Origin of the sequence: Micromonospora siamensis (assembly GCF_900090305.1) — a bacterium.
GTDB lineage: Bacteria > Actinomycetota > Actinomycetes > Mycobacteriales > Micromonosporaceae > Micromonospora > Micromonospora siamensis.
Genome location: NZ_LT607751.1, coordinates 2,761,430 through 2,779,729 on the forward strand (window position 1 = coordinate 2,761,430; position 18,300 = coordinate 2,779,729).

Below are 18,300 nucleotides of genomic sequence, written 5' to 3' on the forward strand. Positions count from 1 at the left end.
GGCTCAGCCCATCGTCTTCGCGCCGTCGATCGACTCGCGGATGACGTCGGCGTGCCCGGCGTGCTGCGCGGTCTCGGCGATGACGTGCAGCAGCACCCGCCGCACCGACCAGGCCGCCCCGGGCTCGAACCAGGGCGCCTCCGGCAGCGGGTGGCTCGCGTCGAGGTCGAGCGTGGTGACCAGGGCGTCGGTCCCGGCGGCCACCCGGTCGTATTCGGCGAGGAGCCCGGCGAGCGTCTCGCCCTCGGCCATGCGGAACTGGCCCGCCCAGTCGATCGGCGTGCTCTGCATCGCCTCGGCGCCACCGACGGCGAACCGCGCCCACCGCTCCTCGGTCACCGCCACGTGCTTGAGCAGGCCGCCGAGGCACAGCTCGCTGGCGGTGCTGCGCTGCGCGGCCTGCTCGTCGGTCAGGTCGCGGACGGTGTGGCGCAGGAAGCCCCGGTGTCGCTGGAGGACGGCCAGCAGATCGGCCCGTTCACCGGTGCGGACCTGGTCGGAGACGCTCATCGCCGCCTGCCTTTCGTTCGTCGTCCTGCCCGACCGTACGCCGCCCCACCGACACTTCCCGGCGTCCACGCCGGACCGCCTCCGGTTGCCGAACCGGACGGGTCGGGGTGAACTGAATTACATGGGTGTCATCAAGGTGGGGACGTCGTCCTGGGCCGACCAGATGCTGGTGCGCTCCGGCTGGTATCCGCGCCAGGTGAACAATCCGGCCGGCCGGCTCGGCTACTACGCCGACCGCTTCGGAGTGGTCGAGGTGGACACCTCCTACTACGCGGTGCCGGCGCCGGAGACCACCACCGGCTGGGTCGACGCCACGCCGCCCGGCTTCACCTTCGACGTCAAGGCGTTCAGCCTCTTCACCGGTCACCACACCCCGGTCGCCGCGCTGCCCAGGGACCTGCGACCGGCCGGTGGGCCGAGCCGGATCCGGTGGCGGGACCTGCCCTCCGGGACGTACGACGAGGTCTGGAACCGGTTCCGGGCGGCGCTGGAACCGATCGCGGCGGCCGACCGGCTCGGCGCGGTGCTGCTCCAGTTCCCGCCGTGGCTGGCCCGCGGCGAGGCGGCCCGTCGGCGGATCGTCGAGCTGGCCGCCCGCTGCCGGCCGTGGCGGGTGGCCGTGGAGCTGCGGCACGCCTCCTGGTTCGACGGCCCGGCCGCGGTGGACACCCTGACCTTCCTCTCCGCGCAGGGCCTCAGCTACGTCTGCGTCGACATGCCGCAGGGCCACACCTCGTCGGTGCCGCCGATCCTGGTGGCCACCGCCGAGCTGGCCGTGGTCCGGTTCCACGGTCACAGCGCGGCCTGGACCAGCGGGGACAAGCAGGAGAAGTTCCGCTACGCGTACGGCGAGCAGGAGTTGCGGGGCTGGGCCGAGCGGCTGACGGAGCTGGGCGAGCAGTCCACCGAGCTGCACGTGCTGATGAACAACTGCTGCGGGGACCAGGCCCAGCGGGACGCGGCCCGGCTGGCCGAGCTGCTTCCCGAGGCGGCGCCGGCGGTCTCCTGACCCGGGCCCGTGCCGTCGCCGGGTTTCCCTGGCGGCCGGCCGGGTACCGGCGGTGCCGAGGCACCACGGAGGGGGAACCGATGAGCGAAGTACCGCAGCGGGACCGGCGTGACGAGCAGGCGGCACGGCCCGACGGCCGCGACCCGGAGGCGACCCGGGCGGCGGAGGAGGCGCACGGCGGCAGCATGGCGCCGGGCCTGGTGGACGACACCGGACGTCCCGTCGTCGAGCCGCCGGCCATGGGCGACCCGGGGGAGGACGGCACCGGCAGCTGACCGGACGGAAAACGGTGCGGGGTGGTGCCGACCGGCACCACCCCGCACCGTTCGTACGCGACCGGTCAGCGGGTGCCGATCAGCTTCTGCAGCTCCCGACGGTCGAGGTCGCCCGCTCCAGCGGCCGGGGCAAGGCCCGGCCCGGTGGCGCGGGCGGCGGCACCGGCCGGGACCGGCTGCGGAACCGGGTCGCACCGCACGTCGGAGCGGCGGCCGTCGACCCGCTCCGGCAGCGCGCCGGTGGCCAGGTACGCGGCGATGGTGTCGTCGGTGCAGGCCACCCCGCTCAGCGAACCGGAGTGGGTGGTGCCGCCGACCCCCTCGACCAGCACGGCCTTGGGGAAGCGGCTGCGTACCTCCAGCGCGCCCGGGTACGGCGTGGCGGCGTCCAGCGTCTCGTTGATCAGCAGGATGCCACCGACCGTGCCGCCGTCGATCCGCACCGGCTTGCCGACCTCACGGGACCAGTACCGGCACGGGGCGTTGAACCAGGCGTTGCCCCAGGTCTCGAAGGGCGCCTTGAGGAACGTCCGCCAGTTGTCGACGCGCCACTTGTTCCAGCTCTTCGGCCACTGCACGTCGGTGCACTGCACCCCGAGGTAGACGGCGAAGCCGTTGTCCGCGCCGGGGCCCTGCGGGTTGCCGGCGTCGTACAGGTCCTTGAGGGTCTGCCAGTCGCCGTCGTGCACCCAGCCGGCGAAGGCCTGCGCGACCTCCTCCCAGCCGTAGACGTAGTAGCCGGCCTGGAGGAAGATGTCGGACCACTCGTCCGGGCCGATCACCCCACCGGCGGGCCGCTTGAGCAGCTTGAGCTGCTCGGCGTAGAAACGCCGTTCCACCTTCGCGCCGGTGTCACCCAGGTGGTAGACCGCGTCGTTGCGGGCGATCCAGTCGAAGTACACCTTGATGTTGCGGTCGAAGGCGACGTCCTGGTTCAGGTTGGCCTCGTACCAGACGTCACGCGGGTCGACGTTGCCGTCCAGCACCATCCGGCGGACCCGCTGCGGGAACAGCGTCGCGTAGACCTGGCCCAGGTAGGTGCCGTACGAGAAGCCGTAGTAGTTGATCTGCTGACGGCCGAGCGCCTTGCGGATGACGTCCATGTCCTTGACGGTGTCGGTCGTCTTCAGGTGGTCCAGCAGTTCGCCGCCGGCCGCCGTGCACGCCTTCGCGTACCCCTCGGACCGCTTCAGCCAGGTCCGCTCCAGCGCGGGCGTGACCGGCACGTAGTACGGCCGGTCGTAGCCGAAGTAGCTGCCGTCGCAGCTCAGCGCCGGCTCGGAGGAGCCGACCCCGCGCGGGTCGAAACCGATCCAGTCGTACGCCTCGCCGGCGCCGTTCGGCACGTACTCGCCGAGCACCGAGAGGGTGAGGCCGGAGCCGCCGGGGCCACCCGGGTTGACCAGCATGACGCCCTGGTAGTCGGCGTCGGAGGTCTTGTGCGCGATCCGGGAGACCGCGAGCCTGATCTTCTTGCCGGTCGGGTGGTCGTAGTCCAGCGGCACCTCGACGAAGCCGCACTGGCCGCCCCGGCGGGCGAGGCCCGGGCTGGCGCACTCGCCCCACGCGATCGGCGCCGGGTCGAAGGAGACCTGGCCGGCGGTGGGCCGGGTCTGCGACGCCGCCTGCGTCGGCGCGCCCGTGCCACCGAGGATCAGCCCGGCGACCGCGGCGACCGCCACGATTCTCTTCATACCGTCCCTTTCGGTCTGTCGCACCGCGGCGTTGCGGAGCCACGGCGCCGCAGCCGAGTCTGCTCCCCGCGGCTGCCGGAGGGAAGAGGTGGACGACCGCCGATCCGTGCGGTGCCGGTGGCCCGCGGTGTCCGGGGCCTGTGGCGGAACGAGTCCCGACTGGTAGCGTGCCGGGTCGGTTCGATGTAGACACAGTGCGACCAACCGGTCGCCGGTCAGGGTGCGGGAGAGAAGCCAGATGGTGCAGTGGCAGGGCGAGATCCGGCGGGCGTCGCCGGACGACGCGAAGGCAGTCGGCGCGCTCCTCGGGGAGGCCTTCATGGCCGACCCGGTCAGCGGCTGGATCTTCCCGGACGAGCAGCACCGGGCCCGGGTGCACGCCGCGTTCTTCGGGGAGTTCGTCCAGCTGGCGCTGGACGGCGGCGAGGTCTGGCTGGCCGGTGACGGCGCGGGCGCCACCCTGTGGCTGCCGGTCGACGGCACCGACCACGGTGACGACGGCAGCGACCTCTACCGGTCGCTGGAGGCGGGGGTCGGGGCCGAGGCGATGAAGCGCTTCGCGGTCCTCGACGAGCTGATGACGGCCAACCACCCGGCCGAGCCGCACTGGTACCTGCCGTTCATCGGCGTCCACCCGGACCACCACGGCCAGGGCGTCGGCAGCGCCCTGCTCCAGCACCAGCTGACCCGGCTGGACGCCGAGGGGCACGCCGGATACCTGGAGGCCAGCTGCCCGCGCAACGCCGCCCTCTACGAGCGGCTCGGCTTCCGACGTACCCCGGTGACGCTGGAGCTGCCGGGCGGCCCCAGCCTCTACCCGATGTGGCGCGACCCGGCCTGACGGCCGTGTCGGCCGCCCACCCCGCCGGGGTGGGCGGCCACATCGACCGGTGTGAACCGGGCCACAGCGTCCCGCATACCGGCACCGGGCCGGCTGCGCGGGTCAGCGGCGGACGGCCACCGTGGCCGCGTCGAGGGCGGTGACGACCGCCGCGACCAGCCCGTCCAGCGGCGGCGGAAGGAACTTGCGGCAGTCCCGCATCTTGGCGGTGACCTGCTCGTCGAAGGCCACCTGACCGACCCCGACGGCCCCGGTGAGCGAGGCCAGCAGCAGGGTCTCCACGTCGAGCTGGCTCTGCTCGTGGCGCATCAGCAGCGCGGTCAGCCGGACCCGGGGGGCGGCCGCCTGGTTCGGGTCCACCGCGGGCCACCGCACGGTGCGGCGCAGGCCCCGGCTCTGCTCCCGGCGGACCACCCCGTTGTTCACCAGGCGGGTGCCGACCCGCTCGCGGATCTGCTGGTGTTCTCGCAGGTAACGGATCCACAGCCGGGTCGGGTGGGCGCCCTCCCGGCCGAGGATCTCGGTGACGATCAGGTCGGTGAGCGGCTCCTGCCAGAGCCGTCGGTCGATCGCCACCACGTTGCCGTTGTCGATGGTGATCCGGCGTTCGAAGATCAGCTCCGCCATCGCCGCGCCGGCCAACGCGAACTCCAGGCGATCGGTGGCGCCGTGGGGTTTGCCGGAGAACTCATCGTGCCCGATCAGGAACAGCGCATCGGCGAGTCGATACGCGGAGTGTGCACTGTGGTTGGTCATGGGCATCCTCAGCCAGGCCGCTACGAGCGTCGACACGGCACGGTACGGCATGCACACGCGCTGTTCAATTCGGGCGATCATGTGAACACCGGTGCAATGATCTCCGAAGTGGACTTGTGACGATCCGTGATCACCAATACCCTGCCACAGGATCTCTGATCGCCCCTCAAGTCTCACCCCCCTCAGGAGAAACCTTGTCCTCCGATCCGTTCTTCGACAGCGGCCTGCGCCGCGGTCGGCTCGGCACCGCGCACCTCGTCTTCTTCACCGTCGCCGCGTCGGCTCCGCTGACCGTTCTCGGCGGCGGCGTCACCACCATGTACGCGGTCAGCGGCAACGTCGGCGCCGCGCTGAGCTTCATCCTGCTCGCCGCGGTGCTGGCGATCTTCGCGGTCGGCTACGCCGCGATGAGCCGGCACGTGGCCAACGCGGGCGCGTTCTACGCGTACATCGCCAACGGCCTGGGCCGGGCCGGCGGCGTGGCCGGCTCGGCGGTCGCCCTGGCCGCGTACAACGCGATCCAGATCGGCCTCTACGGCCTGTTCGGCGCGATCCTCCAGGAGTTCATGGACACCAAGTTCGGCATCGACCTGAAGTGGTGGATCTGGGCCCTGCTGGCCTGGGTCGTCGTCGGCCTGCTGGGCATCCTGCGGATCGACCTGAACGCGACCGTGCTGGCCGTCCTGCTGGGCCTCGAGTGCGTCATCGTGCTCATCTTCGACCTGGTCGCCCTGGGCAACCCGGCCGGCGGCTCGATCACCTTCGACGGTCTCGCGCCGGGCAACCTGTTCACCGCGGGCTTCGGCGCCGTCCTGGCGTTCGCCATCGCCTCCTTCACCGGCTTCGAGAGCGGCGCCATCTACAGCGAGGAGGTCAAGGACCCCCGTCGTACGGTGGCCCGGGCCACCTACATCGCGGTCGCCTTCACCGGCCTGTTCTACGCCTTCTCGGCGTGGGCGCTGACCGTGCTCACCGGCCCGGAGAACGCCGCCGCGGCCTCCGGTGAGGCGGGCGCGGGCGTGGTGTTCGGCGCGCTGGACCAGTACACCGGCACTGTGATCGCGGACATCGCCAACGTGCTGTTCATCACCTCGGTGCTCGCCGCGCTGCTGTCGTTCCACAACGGTGTGGCCCGCTACCTCTACGCCCTGGGTCGCGAGAACGTGCTGCCCCGCTTCCTGGGCGCCACCTCCAACCGCAGCGGCGCGCCGATCGCCGGCTCGCTGGTGCAGACCGCGCTCGCGCTCGTGGTCTTCATGGCCTTCGTGATCACCGACCGCGACCCGGTGGTGGACCTGTTCACCTGGCTCTCCGGCGCCGCCGCGGTCGGCGTGGTGCTGCTGATGACGCTGACCTCGGCCTCCGTGGTCGGCTTCTTCCGGGGCCGGCCGGGCCCGGAGACGGCGTGGCAGCGGGTGATCGCCCCGACGCTGGGCACCATCCTGCTGGCCGCCGTGCTCGGGGTGCTGCTGGTGAACTTCGACTCCCTGCTGGTGCCGGGCAGCCCGGCGTACCTGAAGTGGCTGCTGCCGGCGATCCCGGTCGCCGCCCTGGTGATCGGCCTGATCTGGGGCGTGGCCCTCAAGTCCGTTCGGCCCGAGGCGTACGCCCGGATCGGCCGGGTCACCGAGGAGGGCCTGCACGAGCCCGGCCTGCACCCGGTGCCGGACGCCGAGCGTGAGGCGTGGGCCACCGGCCACCGCCGCTGACCCACCTGGGACGACAACGGCCCGACCGCCTCGCGCGGTCGGGCCGTTCGTCGTTTCCGGGGTCGGTCAGCCGGTGACGGCGGTCAGCGCGGGCAGGTAGCCCGAGGAGTAACCGGCGGCCTTCGGGTGGTACGACTCGACGATCGGGAAGGTGGTGCCGTTGATCCACGGGGTGGCGGCGCAGACGCCGTGCCCGGCGAACCGGCCGCGGACGTCGGCGTAGGTGAACCCGGCCGCCGCGGCCCGCGCGGAGATGACGGTCGCGATGGTGTCCGACCCGCCGTTGAGCAGGCCGCGCTTGTACTCGTTGATGCTGCCGAAGCCGCACCAGCCCAGCTCGAACAGGCGCGGGTAGCCGAGCACCACCACCCGGGCGTACGGGGCCCGGCTGCGGATCGCCTGGTAGGTCTCGTCGAGCCGGCCGGGCAGGGTCCCGGTGATGTAGGACTTGGCGTTGTTGACCGCGGACAGGCAGCCGCTGTCGGTGCCGAGCCGGCAGGTGGTCACCACGTCGGCGAAGCCGGCGTCGTTGCCGCCGATGCTGATGGTGACCAGGTCGGTGCCGGAGTTCAGCGCGCCGAGCTGGTTGCCGAGCACCTCGCGGGTGGTGGCGCCGGAGCAGGCGACGAACTGGAACGTCGACACGGCGTGGCTGTTGACCCAGAGCCGCGGGTACGCCTGCGGGCTGCGCAGGCAGGAGCCGCTGGTGCCGTCGTAGTTGTTGGTGCCGACGCCGGAGGAGTACGAGTCGCCGAGGGCGGCGTAGTCGGTGCCGGCCGCGGCGGCCGGTGTCGCCAGACCGAGGGTGAGCAGCAGGCCGGCGACGAGTGCGCCGACGGTGGGGGTGATGCGGATGCGCATCGGTGGGCCTCCAGGGGGATGGGGGCCCACTTCGTAACATGTCGTCTACCCGCTGGTAACATTCCCGGTGCTCGATCTGACACCTGGTGTGAATGTCGTCGCTCAGGCTTGCGATCCGGGCGTGTATCGAAGATCATGGATGCGTTTGTGTCGACGGCGCCGAGGGTTCGGAGCGCCGGACGTGCCGAAGCCGCCGACCCGGGCGTTCAGGTCGACGGCGAGTGTCGTCGAGGGTGTGCGGCGGACAGTGTGCTCCGCGCCGGACCGGCGGCGTCCTCCTCGGGGAACCGGTCAGGCGTACCCCTGGGTGGCGGGGGTCAGGGCGTCGTCCACCTGCGGGCGGGCCGGGTCCGGGGCGACTGCCCCTGAACCGGCCCGCCGAATCGTGCGCTCAGTCCCGGCTGATCCCCTCCGGGTGCATCCCGGTCGCCTCCTCCAGCGCGTTGTCCGGCAGGTCCCCGCCGGCCGCGTCGTCGGGGAAGGACCGGCGGGCGGGCGCCGGGTCGGGCGGCGCCCCCGGACCGGCCTCCACGGGCCGGCCCGGTTCGACCGACCCGAAGCCGTGCCGGCCGGCCGGACCGGTCGGGGCCGCCGGCTCCCCGGCGCGGCGCTCGCCGCGCCGCCCCGGCGGTACGGCGGCCTCCTCGCTGCCCTCGCCCATCGGGTCGTCCTCACCCGCGCCCCAGGGCGGTCCGGCGTCGAAGCCGTCCGTGGTGCCCCACGGGCCGACGGACTCCGGTCCGCCGTGCGCTGCGTCGTTCGCCGTCATCGTCACCTCACTGGTCGTCTCCGCGCCCGTCGGCGATCAGGTGCCACGCCTCAGTGCGACATCGCCATCCGGCGCTTGACCGCGGCCATCGCGGCGACCTTGCCGGCCGTCTTCGGGGCGCTCAGCATCCCGCCGGCCCGACCCAGCACGCCCCGCAGGACCTGGCCCGGCTTCTGCTGCTCGCTCATGTACGCGGTCACCACGACCAACGCGCCGGTCAGCGCGGGGATCGTCCACTGCAGCAACTTCATCTGCCGCTGCTGCGCCGCCACGTCCGACGGCGTCTGGTAGTTGGGCTCGGTGGTCCCCTCGACGGACGGGTTGCCCGCCTTCTCCAACTTCATCCCGAGCAGCCTGCTGTAGCCGGTGACGGCCAGCGCGCCGACGGTCAGCGCCGTCTTCACCGCGCTCATCTTGGCCACCCCGCGCTGGGTCATCACCCGCGGGCTCTCGGTGGCCAGCTCGCCGACCGCGCCGGCCAGATGGGCGCCGATCGCCGCCGCGTTCACCGGTGTCCACCGGGACCAGCCCGCCGAGGCGACCGGAAGTCGCTGGGTCGAGTCGCTGATCTGTGCCGCCGCCCCGTTGACGCCCAGCGCCCCCATCAGCGAGCCACCGAACCAGGCCGCCAGGCCCAGATCGTGCATGGAGCGCAAAGCGGTGTGCCGTTCGGACATCTGTTCCCCCTCAACCGTGTTCGGGCGCAGCGGCATACCCACCGATCGCGGTGCTACTCGCCTCGGCCCGGACGGCTCCCGGCTGCGGCGTCCGTCCTGATCCGGCGGGGGTGCGGCAGGACTTCTCCTTCGGCCGGCGGGTAGGCGGGGGAGGGGACGAACGCGCCACACCCGGCGTACCCGGGGGGTTCGCCGGTGGCCCGGCGGGGCATCATCGGCGGCGATGATCGACAGGAGCGGCATGGGCGGGGCGGTGGACGGGCCGGACGGCACGTCCGTGGTCGACCATGCCCGGCTGTTCCGGTCGACCCCCACGCCGTACCTGGTGCTCACCCCCGACCTGACCATCGTCGAGGTGAACGACGCGTACCTTCGGGCGACCGGACGCACCCGCGCGGAGCTGCTCGGCCGGTACCTCTTCGACGTGTTCCCCGGCAACCCGGACAGCTCCGACCCGACCGGGGTGCCGAACCTGCGGGCCTCCCTGATCCGGGCCCGGGACAGCGGCCGGGCCGACACGATGGCGTTGCAGCGCTACGACATCCCCGACGGCGCCGGTGGTTTCCTCACCCGGTACTGGAGCCCGATGAACGTGCCGGTACGCGACGACGCGGGGCGCACTCTGCTGCTCGTGCACCGGGTGGAGGACGCGACCGACTTCGTCCGGGAGCGGGAACGCAGCCGCGCCCACCGGGCCCGGGGCGAGGACTTCCGCCGGCGGATGGAAGAGGCCGAGCTCGACCTGTACGCCCGGGCCCGGGAGCTGCGCGCGGCGCTGGAGTCGGAGGGCCGTGCCACCCGGCAGCTGACCACGCTGGTGGAGCTGGCGGGCCAGCTCGCCGGCTGCGAGACCGTGGCCGGGCTGGCCGAGGTGGTGATCGACCACGGACTGGCCGCGCTGGGCGCCGACGGGGGAGCGGTGGCCGTCCGGGACCAGGACCGGCTCCGGCTGACGCTGACCGACAGCCTGGGCGGACACACCCGGGAGCGGTACGCCGACCTTCCGCTGGACGGGCCGCTGCCGGCCTGTGTAGCGGCCCAGCGCGACGAGGTCGTCCTGCTGCCCGACCGCGCCACGGCCCTGGCCTGGTCCGACGAGATGGCCGACGTGCTCTCCGACACCGGGCTGCGGCGGTGGGTCGCGCTACCGCTGCGGGTCGGTGACCGACGGCTCGGCTCGCTGACCGTGGGCTGGCGCGACGACGCGCCGTTCCGGACCCGGGAGGTGGAGCTGCTGGGCGCGTTCGCGGCGCAGTGCGCGCAGACCCTGGACCGGATCCGGGTCCACCAGGCCCAGCGGCGCACCTCCGAGACCCTGCAACGAAGCCTGCTCACCGAGCCGCCGCCGATGGCGGGCCTGGCCGTGGCGGTCCGCTACCACCCGGCCGCCGAGCATGAACAGGTCGGCGGGGACTGGTACGACGCCTTCCCGGCCTCGGACGGGGCCGCCACCCTGGTGATCGGTGACGTGACCGGGCACGACCAGCGGGCGCTGGCCGCGATGGCGCAGATCCGCAACACGCTGCGCGGTGTCGCGTACCTGATGGCGGCGCCGCCCGCCGCGATCCTGGCCGCGCTGGAACGGGTGCAGACCGGTCTGAAGGTCGATGCGCTCGCCTCGACGGTGCTGGCCCATCTCTGGGCGCCCGGCCAGGCCGGCGGCGACCCGGAGCGGGCCCGGCTGGTCTGGTGCAACGCCGGCCACCCACCGCCGTTGCTGATCGGCCCGGACGGTGCCGCCCGGCTGCTGAGCCGGCCGGTGGACCCGATGGTGGGGCTGGGGATCGGCCGCTCGCGCCGCGACCACCACCTGCTGCTCGACCCGGGCAGCACGCTGGTGCTCTACACCGACGGGCTGGTGGAGCGCCGGCACGAGGTGCTGGACGAAGGGCTGGAGCGCCTGCGTGCGGCCGCCGCCCGCCTGCACCACCTGCCGGTGGAGGAGTTCTGCGACGCCCTGCTGGCCGAACTGGCCGACGCGCCGAGCGACGACATCGCCCTGCTGGCGGTCCGGGTCACCGGCTGACCGCCGGCCTGCCCCGCCAGCCGTCAGCGGGCCGGCAGGGTCGCCGCGAACGCTGCCACCCGGGCGGCCACCGGACCGGCGGCGCGGACCCAGGTGAAGTGGTCCAGCGGCGCGCCCGCCTCGGCGACGGTGTACCGGTCCCGGGTCACCGGAGCGGCGGTCAGCTTCGCGCAGAGGGCGTCCATTGTGGGGTGCGGGGTGTACTGGTCGTCGTCGACGCTGACCGCCAGCACCGGCGTGCGTACACCTGCCACCGCCGCCTCCGCGTCCACCCCGTCCAGCCGGGGGAACCGCCCGGTGCGCGCGGTGTGCGCCCAGTCGCGGATCACCCCACGGGCCTGCCGTCCACCGAAACCCCAGCCCGGCCAGACCCGCAGCGCCGCGGCCACCGCCGCGATTCCCTGGGTGTACGGCAGCACCGCCCAGCCGCGTACGCCCGGGTAGTGCCGCCAGTACGGGATGCCGACCGCCACCAGGGCGAGCCCGTCCACACCCGCGCCGCCGCGCAGGGCGAGGTGCAGCAGGGCGGCCTGCCCGCCGAGCGAGTGGCCGAGCAGCAGGGTGGTCCGCCCGTCCAGGGTGGGCTTGAGCGCGTCGAGCACCGCGCCGACGTCGGCGGCCAGTTCGGCGTAGCCGTACCGGCAGGCGCGGCCGGGGCGGGGGGTGCTCGCGCCGGTGCCGCGCAGGTCGGCGACGACCACCGCCAGTCCGGCCGCGCGCAGCGCCGCCGCGAACGGCCGGTAGTAGCGGGCCCGGACCCCCATCGCCGGCCAGATCACCACGACCGGTGCGCCGACGACGCCGTCGGGCTCCGGATAACGCTGGACGCCGATCCGCGCCCCGTCGACGTCGACGAACTCCTGCTGGTATTCCGGTTCCCCGTTCACCGGTCCAGCCTAGAACCGGAAGCTACCCGTGGGTAGCCACGGGGTCGGGCCGCCGCGGCGCGACCGGCCGGTACCCCGTCGCCCGGTCGACCCGCTCCACCGCGGCCAGCACCGTCGGCACGTCCAGCGCGGCGAGCGCCGGGTGCACGCCGCCGTCGGCGGCCGGCGGTCGTGGACCCACCCAGAGCGCCTGGTGCCGGGGCCGGTCCGGTGGCGGCCCCCACTGCGCGGGGGAGACCGGGCCGAAGAGCAGGACCGAGGGGCACTCGTACGCGGTGGCCAGGTGCCCGATGCCGGTGTCGCCGCTGACCACCAGCCGGCCGTGGGCGACCAGGGCGGCCAGCTCGCCGACGTCGGTGCGGCCGGCGAGCACGGCTGATTCGGGCAGCCCGGCCCGGCGGGCCAGCTCCGCGGCGACCGGCCGTTCGGCGGCGGACCCGGTGACCACCACCCGGTGTCCCCGCTCGGTGAGCTCCCGGGCCAGCGCCGCGAACCGGTCGACCGGCCAGCGGCGCTGGGCCGCCTTCGCCCCCGGGTGCACGATGGTCACGCCGGTGGGCAGCCCGGCCGGGTCCGGCCGGCGTAACGCCAGGTCGGTGCGGTCGGCGGGGATGCCGTACCAGGCGAGCAGCCGGCACCAGCGGTCCACCTCGTGCTCCTCGGCGTACCAGACCGGCCCGTCCTGGTGTCCGGCTTCGGCGCTGGCGAAGGCGAGCATCCGGTCGGGGCGGGTGGTGGCGAGCATCCGGTGGGACTGCGGGCCCCTGCCGTGCAGGTTGACCGCGATCTCCGGTGCCGGCCCGGTCCGGGGCAGGGGTCCGAGGCCGTCGGCGTGCACGCGCCGGTCGATGCCGCCGACCAGGTCGATCAGGGGGTCGAGCCAGGCGGGGGCGATGAGGGCCAACTCCTGTTCCGGGTACGCGGCGTGCAGGGCGCGCAGCGCGGGGACCCCGGTGGCGAGGTCCCCGACGCCGAGCGCCCGCAGGACGAGGATCACGGGTACGACGACTCCTGCTCGGCGCAGACCACCATCTCCCGCACCGCGCAGCCGGCCGGCTGGGACAGCGCGAACATGATCGCCGCGGCCGTGTCGGCCGGATCGTTGAGGATCGCGTCCGGTCCGGGCTTGTACTGCTCGTCCCGGTCGTCGAAGAAGGCGGTCCGCATGCCGCCGGGGATCAGCAGGGTGACGCCGACGGTGCCGGCGAGTTCGGCGGCGAGGGCGCGGGTGAAGCCGACCACCCCGAACTTCGCCGCGCAGTACGCGGTGGCGTCGCTGACCGCCTTGACGCCCAACGTCGAGGCCACCGTCACCACCGTGCCGTGCGAACGCTCCAGGTAGGGCACCGCCGCCCGGACCACCGCGGCCGTACCGAGCAGGTTGATCGCGACGATCCGGTCCCAGGTGGCCCCCTCCACGTCGGTCAGCTTCCCCGGGACGTCCATGCCGGCGGCGGTCACCACCCCGTCCAACCCGCCCGAGCGTTCGGCGAGCTGCCGGGTGGCCTCCTCGGCGGCCCGGGCGTCCGCCAGGTCGCACTCCACCCACGGCACCCCGTCGGCCGGCGCCCGCCGGTCCAGCACCAACGGCCGCCCGCCGGCCCTGGCCACCGCGGCCACCACCGCCGCGCCCAGCCCACTCGACCCACCGGTCACCAGAATGGTGCGATCATTCATGTCCCTGCTCATGCCGGCACTCCGCTTCGCTGCGTGCCGCCATGAGGCACCGCCGCACTGTGTCGATGATTCACTCGCTGACGCTCGCTCATACCGCTCCCTTGACGAGGTGCAGGCCGCGCTGGCGCGCGGCGGTGATGGTGCCGGTGGTGGACCGGCCGGTCAGGTAGGGGACCGTGACTACCCGTCCGCCCCAGCGGTGGATCAACTCCGCCTCGGGCAGCTCCGGGGCGTCCTCCCCGGCGTAGTCACCACCCTTGACCCAGACGTCGGGCCGCAGCCGGGCCAGCACCTGGTGCGGGGTGGGCTGGTCGAAGACCACCACCGCGTCCACGCAGTCCAGGGCACCCAGCAGCCGCGCCCGGTCGGCCTGCGGGTTGACCGGGCGCTCCGGGCCCTTCAGGCCGCGTACGCTGCGGTCGGAGTTGAGGCAGACCACCAGGCAGTCGCCGAGTCGGCGGGCCGCCCTGAGGGTGGCCAGGTGCCCGGCGTGCAGGATGTCGAAGCAGCCGCCGGTGGCGACGACGGTGCCGCCGTCGGCGCGTACCCTCGCCACCAGCTCCTCGGCGGTGCCGGCAGCGACCGGCCGGGCGGCCCCTTCCCGCTCCCGGTGCAGGCCCGCCGCCCCACCCGCGGCCACGTACGCCGACGCCGCCTCGACCGCCGCGCCGACCGCCTCCGCGGTCGACGCGCCGTCGCCCAGCGCCAGCGCGGCGGTGGCCGCGAACCGGTCACCGGCGCCGCAGGTGTCCTCGACGTGCTCCAACTGCTCCGCCGGCGGTACGACCAGCGGGGTGGGGCCGCCGTGGCAGAGCACCGCGCCGTCGGCGCCCATGGTCACCGCCACCGCGCCCGCCCGCCAGCGGTGGCGCAGCTCGTGACCGGCGCGGGTGGCCGTGGACAACGCCGAGCCGCCCCCGGCGTCCCCGGTGAGCTGACGCAGCTCGCCGAGGTTCGGGGTGGTCAGCCGGGCGCCCGGCACCGCGGCCGGGCCGCGCGGGTGCGGATCCCAGACGACCGGGGCGGACGTCCCGGCCAACGCGGTGCGCAGGGTGGGCTGGCGCAGCAGCCCGCGGCCGTAGTCGCTGACCAGCACGGCCCGGGCCCGGGCCAGCAGCTCCAGCACCGCCTCCGGCGGCTCGCCGGGGGACTGCGGGTCGCCGCCCCGGTCCAGCCGCAGCAGGGTCTGCCCGCCGGAGCGCAGCCGGATCTTCTCGGCGGTCGCGCCGGGCAGGTGCAGCGGATAGACCTTGACCCCGGCCTGGGCCAGCAGCTCCGCCAGGCGGGCCCCACCGGCGTCGTCGGCCAGCGCGGTCACCAGCGCCACCTCGGTGTGCTGCGCGGCGGCGAGCAGCGCGGCCAGCCCGGCGCCGCCCGGCCGGTCGGTGGCGTGCCGCTCGTCGAGCACGGGGACCGGGGCGTCCGGGCAGACCCGGCTGACCGCGCCGGTGACGTCCCGGTCCAGCAGCGCGTCACCGACCACCACCAGCGGCCCGGTCACGACTCCACCCAACCGGTGCCGGTCGGACCGTGGCCGTTGCGCCCGTGGCCGTTGACGACCCGGCCGTTCGCCCCGCCCTGCGGGCCCGCGCCGTCCGGGCCGTGCCCGTTGTGGCCGGCACCGTCCGGGCCGTGAGCGTGCGGGCCCATCCCGTCCGGACCGGCGCCGCCGGTGCGGCGTCCGTGGCCGTTGACCGGCCGGCCGGCCCGAGCGCCGACCACGCCGGCGAGCACGTGCTCGTCCCAACCGGTTCCGTCCCGCCCCGCCGGCTTCCCGACGGCGGGGGCGACGGTACGCGGCGCCGGTGCGGCCAGCCCCGGCAGGCTGCGGACCAGCGGCAACGCCTGGTCCACGTACTCGCAGAGCAGGTGGGAGGAGACCAGGTGCAGCTCCTGCACCACCTGGCTGTCCGCCGACGGCACCGCCAGCACGTCGTCGCAGAGATCGGCCAGCGGGTTGGGCGCCGGGCCGGTGAAGGCCCAGGTACGCAGGCCCGTGTCCCGGCCGGCCCGGGCCGCGGTGAGCAGGTTGGGGCTGGTGCCGCTGGTGGACAGGAGCAGGAGGATGTCGTCGGGTCGGCCGTGGGCGCGGACCTGGCGGGCGAAGACCTCGTCGTAGCCGTAGTCGTTGCCGATGGCGGTCATGGCGCTGGTTTCGGCGTGCAGGGCGATGGCGGAGAGTGGTTCGCGGTCGTGGCGGAGTTTGCCGACGAGTTCGGCGGTGAGGTGTTGGGCCTCGGCGGCGCTGCCGCCGTTGCCGGCCACCAGCAACCGCCCGCCCCGGGCCAGCGTCCAGGCCAGCTCCGTGCCCCAACCGGCCAGCCGCTCGGCCACCTGCCGGTACGGCAGCAGCGCGGCGGCCAGCCCGGAGAGGTGGCTGTCCAGCGTGGAGAGCGTGCTGGTCATCAGGCCACCGCCGGGGTCGGCCGGCTCAGCGCGCCCACCGACGCGTAGACCGCACCGAGCTGCTCGGCGCAGCGCCTCCACGAGTACCGGCTGCGGATCCGGTCCAGCGCCGCCGTGGCGTACGCGAACCGGCGCACGTTGTCGGTGAGCAGCCGGCGGATGGTCGTGCCCAGGGTGCGCGGGTCGCGCGGCGGCACCAGGTCACCGGTCAGGCCGTCGACCACCGTGTCGGCGATCCCGCCCACGTTGGTCCCGACGACCGGCACCCCACAGGCCATCGCCTCCAGCGGGGTGAGGCCGAACGGCTCGTACCAGGGGGCGGCGACCAGCACGTCCGCCGACCGGTACCAGGCGCCCATCTCCTCGCGGGGCACCGCGCCGACCAGCTTCACCCGGTCGGCCACCCCGCACGACTCGGCCAGGGCGCGCAGCCGGCGGGCGAACGAGTCGGCGGCCAGCAGCTCGGCCGGCGGGCCGCCGACCACCACACACTCCGCCTCCGGCACCGCCGGCATCGCCCGGACCACCTCCAGGAAGCCCTTGCGCTCCACCATCCGGCCGACCGTCAGGATCCGCGGGCGGGCCGGGTCACGCGGCGCGACCGGCCCGTCGGGGCGGAACACCTGCTGGTTGACCCCGGACGGGACCAGCGCCATCCGGGAGCGGGGCACGCCCATCCGGACCAGCTCGGCGACCTCGTCCTCGCACTGCACGACGACCCGGTCGACGGCCCGGCCGAGGGCCCGCTCGTAGCCGATCCGGCCCGGCGGGCTGGTGTCCCGGGCACCCTGGTGCCGCCGCTTCACGCTGCCCAGCGCGTGGTACGTCAGCACCACCGGCACCCCGGTACGCCGGGCGGCGTGCACGGTGGCCAGCCCGCTCATCCAGAAGTGGGCGTGCGCCACCTGCGGGGTCCAGTCGCCGTGTCCCCACCGGTCGGCCAGCCACCCGCCGAACTCGGCCATGTACGGCAGCAGGTCGTCCTTCGGCACCCGCTGGGCGGGACCGGCCGGCACGTGGTGCACCTGGTAACCGTCGGGGCTGGCCACCTGCTCCGGCACGGAGGGGGAGTCGCGGCGGGTGTAGACCCGCACGTCGTGTCCCTCCCCGGCCAGCGCGGCGGCGAGCTCCGCCACGTGCGTGTTCTGACCGCCGGCGTCCTCCTCGCCGAGGACGGCGAGTGGGCTGGCGTGCTCCGAAATCATCGCGATGCGCATGTCTCCTCCTCCATCAGCCTTTCCCAGTCGGCCAGGAACCGATCCAGCCCGAAGCGTTCCTTCGCCACCTCGCGCCCGCGGGCGCCGAGCCGGTGCGCCGCGTCCCGGTCGGTGGCGAGCCATCGGGCGGCCTCGATCAGGGTGTCGACGCGGGTGGAGAGCACCCCGGCGTCGGGCGGTACGGCGTCCACCGCCTCGGTGGTGGCCAGCGCGACCACCGGCATGCCGATGGACATGGCCTCGATCAGGCTCAGCCCGAGCGAGGTCCACCGGCACAGGTGCAGGTACGCCCGCCGGCGGGCCACCTCCTCATGCATCCCGTCCTGCGGCAGGTCGTCGTACCCGGTCACCGGGTGGGCGGTGGGGCCGCCGCGGGCGGCGAGGGCAGCCGGCAGCCCGGCCACCCCCATGCCGAAGACGTCCAGCGGGGCGACCTGCGCGAACCGGGGCATCAGGTCGGTGCCGGTGACCCGCCAGCGGCGGACCGGCTCGTTGGTGACCACGGCGAGCCGGTCCAGCTCGCCGGTCCACTCGACCGCGGGCGGCACGATGCCGTGCTCGACGACGGCGGTGCGGGTCCCGCCGTTGTCCCAGAACAGCTCGTTGAAGTGGGTGACGTGGACCAGCAGCAGGTCGTCGCGGTCGGCCATCGGGTGCCGGGTGTTCGGCACGTCGCCCTTGGGGGTGTTGTGCTCGACGTAGATCGCCGGCACGTCCCGGCCGGGCCGCCGGCCGAGCCACTGCTCGGCCAGTTCCAGCTCGTCGGGGCGTTGCAGGATGACCAGGTCCACGTCGGCGCCGGCCAGGTCCTGCGGGGTCACCTCGACGGCGTTCCCGGGCCAGGGGTAGGTGCGGGCCCGGCCCAGCCCGTACGGGCCCCGGTCGGGGGTGACCGGCACCAGGTAGCGGTGCCGGCCGTGCACGAAGGACGTCGTCCAGGAGCCGTGCACGTGCCAGAGCAGGACGTTCATGTCTCTCCTCACACG

Annotated in this window: 17 protein-coding genes and 1 pseudogene; 5 read left to right on the forward strand and 13 right to left on the reverse strand. The window is 74.2% G+C overall.

What is annotated here, in order from left to right; translation table 11 throughout:
- Positions 1-3: 3 nt before the first annotated feature.
- Positions 4-510, reverse strand: a complete 507-nt coding sequence (locus GA0074704_RS12775; protein WP_088970709.1) for a DinB family protein — start codon at positions 508-510, stop codon at positions 4-6.
- A 121-nt stretch (positions 511-631) separates the two neighbouring features.
- Between GA0074704_RS12775 and GA0074704_RS12780 the strand changes: the two genes are divergently transcribed.
- Entirely contained in the window at positions 632-1,519 is an 888-nt protein-coding gene (locus GA0074704_RS12780; protein ID WP_088970710.1) for a DUF72 domain-containing protein, read from the forward strand.
- A gap of 80 nt (positions 1,520-1,599) precedes the next feature.
- Positions 1,600-1,794 (forward strand): GTPase activator, encoded by a 195-nt coding sequence (locus tag GA0074704_RS12785; RefSeq protein WP_088970711.1) that lies wholly within the window; start codon positions 1,600-1,602, stop codon positions 1,792-1,794.
- Positions 1,795-1,859: 65 nt separating this feature from the next.
- On the opposite strand, the gene GA0074704_RS12790 is transcribed toward GA0074704_RS12785, so the two are convergent.
- The gene (locus tag GA0074704_RS12790; protein ID WP_088970712.1) at positions 1,860-3,488 is read right to left on the reverse strand and encodes an alpha/beta fold hydrolase; all 1,629 of its coding nucleotides are present in this window, start codon (positions 3,486-3,488) and stop codon (positions 1,860-1,862) included.
- Between the two features lie 238 nt (positions 3,489-3,726).
- Between GA0074704_RS12790 and GA0074704_RS12795 the strand changes: the two genes are divergently transcribed.
- Positions 3,727-4,329: a GNAT family N-acetyltransferase gene (locus GA0074704_RS12795; RefSeq protein WP_088970713.1), complete on the forward strand. Its 603-nt coding sequence runs from the start codon at positions 3,727-3,729 to the stop codon at positions 4,327-4,329.
- A gap of 102 nt (positions 4,330-4,431) precedes the next feature.
- Here GA0074704_RS12795 and GA0074704_RS12800 read toward each other — a convergent pair whose 3' ends face one another.
- Positions 4,432-5,085: a GOLPH3/VPS74 family protein gene (locus GA0074704_RS12800; RefSeq protein WP_088970714.1), complete on the reverse strand. Its 654-nt coding sequence runs from the start codon at positions 5,083-5,085 to the stop codon at positions 4,432-4,434.
- Positions 5,086-5,279: 194 nt separating this feature from the next.
- Between GA0074704_RS12800 and GA0074704_RS12805 the strand changes: the two genes are divergently transcribed.
- Positions 5,280-6,794, forward strand: a complete 1,515-nt coding sequence (locus tag GA0074704_RS12805) for an APC family permease (RefSeq protein WP_088970715.1) — start codon at positions 5,280-5,282, stop codon at positions 6,792-6,794.
- 66 nt (positions 6,795-6,860) lie between these two features.
- On the opposite strand, the gene GA0074704_RS12810 is transcribed toward GA0074704_RS12805, so the two are convergent.
- The 3 genes from GA0074704_RS12810 to GA0074704_RS12820 form a co-directional block, all read right to left on the reverse strand.
- The gene (locus tag GA0074704_RS12810) at positions 6,861-7,655 is read right to left on the reverse strand and encodes an SGNH/GDSL hydrolase family protein (RefSeq protein WP_088970716.1); all 795 of its coding nucleotides are present in this window, start codon (positions 7,653-7,655) and stop codon (positions 6,861-6,863) included.
- Positions 7,656-8,046: 391 nt separating this feature from the next.
- Positions 8,047-8,424, reverse strand: coding sequence for a hypothetical protein (locus GA0074704_RS12815; protein WP_088970717.1), 378 nt, complete (start codon positions 8,422-8,424; stop codon positions 8,047-8,049).
- A gap of 50 nt (positions 8,425-8,474) precedes the next feature.
- Positions 8,475-9,101, reverse strand: coding sequence for a hypothetical protein (locus tag GA0074704_RS12820; RefSeq protein ID WP_088973644.1), 627 nt, complete (start codon positions 9,099-9,101; stop codon positions 8,475-8,477).
- A gap of 223 nt (positions 9,102-9,324) precedes the next feature.
- On the opposite strand from GA0074704_RS12820, the gene GA0074704_RS12825 reads away from it, so the two are divergent.
- Positions 9,325-11,127 carry a SpoIIE family protein phosphatase gene (locus GA0074704_RS12825; RefSeq protein ID WP_088970718.1) on the forward strand — a complete coding sequence of 601 codons (1,803 nt, stop codon included), beginning with the start codon at positions 9,325-9,327 and terminating at the stop codon, positions 11,125-11,127.
- A 23-nt stretch (positions 11,128-11,150) separates the two neighbouring features.
- Here the strand turns inward: GA0074704_RS12825 and GA0074704_RS12830 are convergent, their stop codons facing one another.
- The 7 genes and pseudogenes from GA0074704_RS12830 to GA0074704_RS12860 form a co-directional block, all read right to left on the reverse strand.
- A complete protein-coding gene (locus GA0074704_RS12830; RefSeq protein ID WP_088970719.1) occupies positions 11,151-12,014 on the reverse strand; it encodes an alpha/beta hydrolase family protein in 864 nt (287 codons plus the stop codon).
- A 22-nt stretch (positions 12,015-12,036) separates the two neighbouring features.
- Entirely contained in the window at positions 12,037-13,011 is a 975-nt protein-coding gene (locus tag GA0074704_RS12835; RefSeq protein WP_088970720.1) for a glycosyltransferase family 9 protein, read from the reverse strand.
- Positions 13,008-13,691, reverse strand: coding sequence for an SDR family oxidoreductase (locus GA0074704_RS12840; protein ID WP_088970721.1), 684 nt, complete (start codon positions 13,689-13,691; stop codon positions 13,008-13,010). The genes GA0074704_RS12835 and GA0074704_RS12840 overlap by 4 nt, the downstream gene beginning before the upstream one ends.
- An 88-nt stretch (positions 13,692-13,779) precedes the next feature.
- Positions 13,780-15,192 carry a PfkB family carbohydrate kinase gene (locus GA0074704_RS12845; protein ID WP_088970722.1) on the reverse strand — a complete coding sequence of 471 codons (1,413 nt, stop codon included), beginning with the start codon at positions 15,190-15,192 and terminating at the stop codon, positions 13,780-13,782.
- Between the two features lie 176 nt (positions 15,193-15,368).
- Positions 15,369-16,097, reverse strand: a pseudogene (locus tag GA0074704_RS29045) (D-sedoheptulose-7-phosphate isomerase); the annotation flags it as partial.
- On the reverse strand, positions 16,097-17,314 hold the full coding sequence (locus GA0074704_RS12855; RefSeq protein ID WP_088970724.1) for a glycosyltransferase: 1,218 nt from the start codon (positions 17,312-17,314) through the stop codon (positions 16,097-16,099). The gene GA0074704_RS12855 and the pseudogene GA0074704_RS29045, both read right to left, overlap by 1 nt.
- Positions 17,299-18,285, reverse strand: a complete 987-nt coding sequence (locus tag GA0074704_RS12860; RefSeq protein WP_088970725.1) for a glycosyltransferase — start codon at positions 18,283-18,285, stop codon at positions 17,299-17,301. Before GA0074704_RS12860 ends, GA0074704_RS12855 begins: the two co-directional genes overlap by 16 nt.
- Positions 18,286-18,300: the final 15 nt, after the last annotated feature.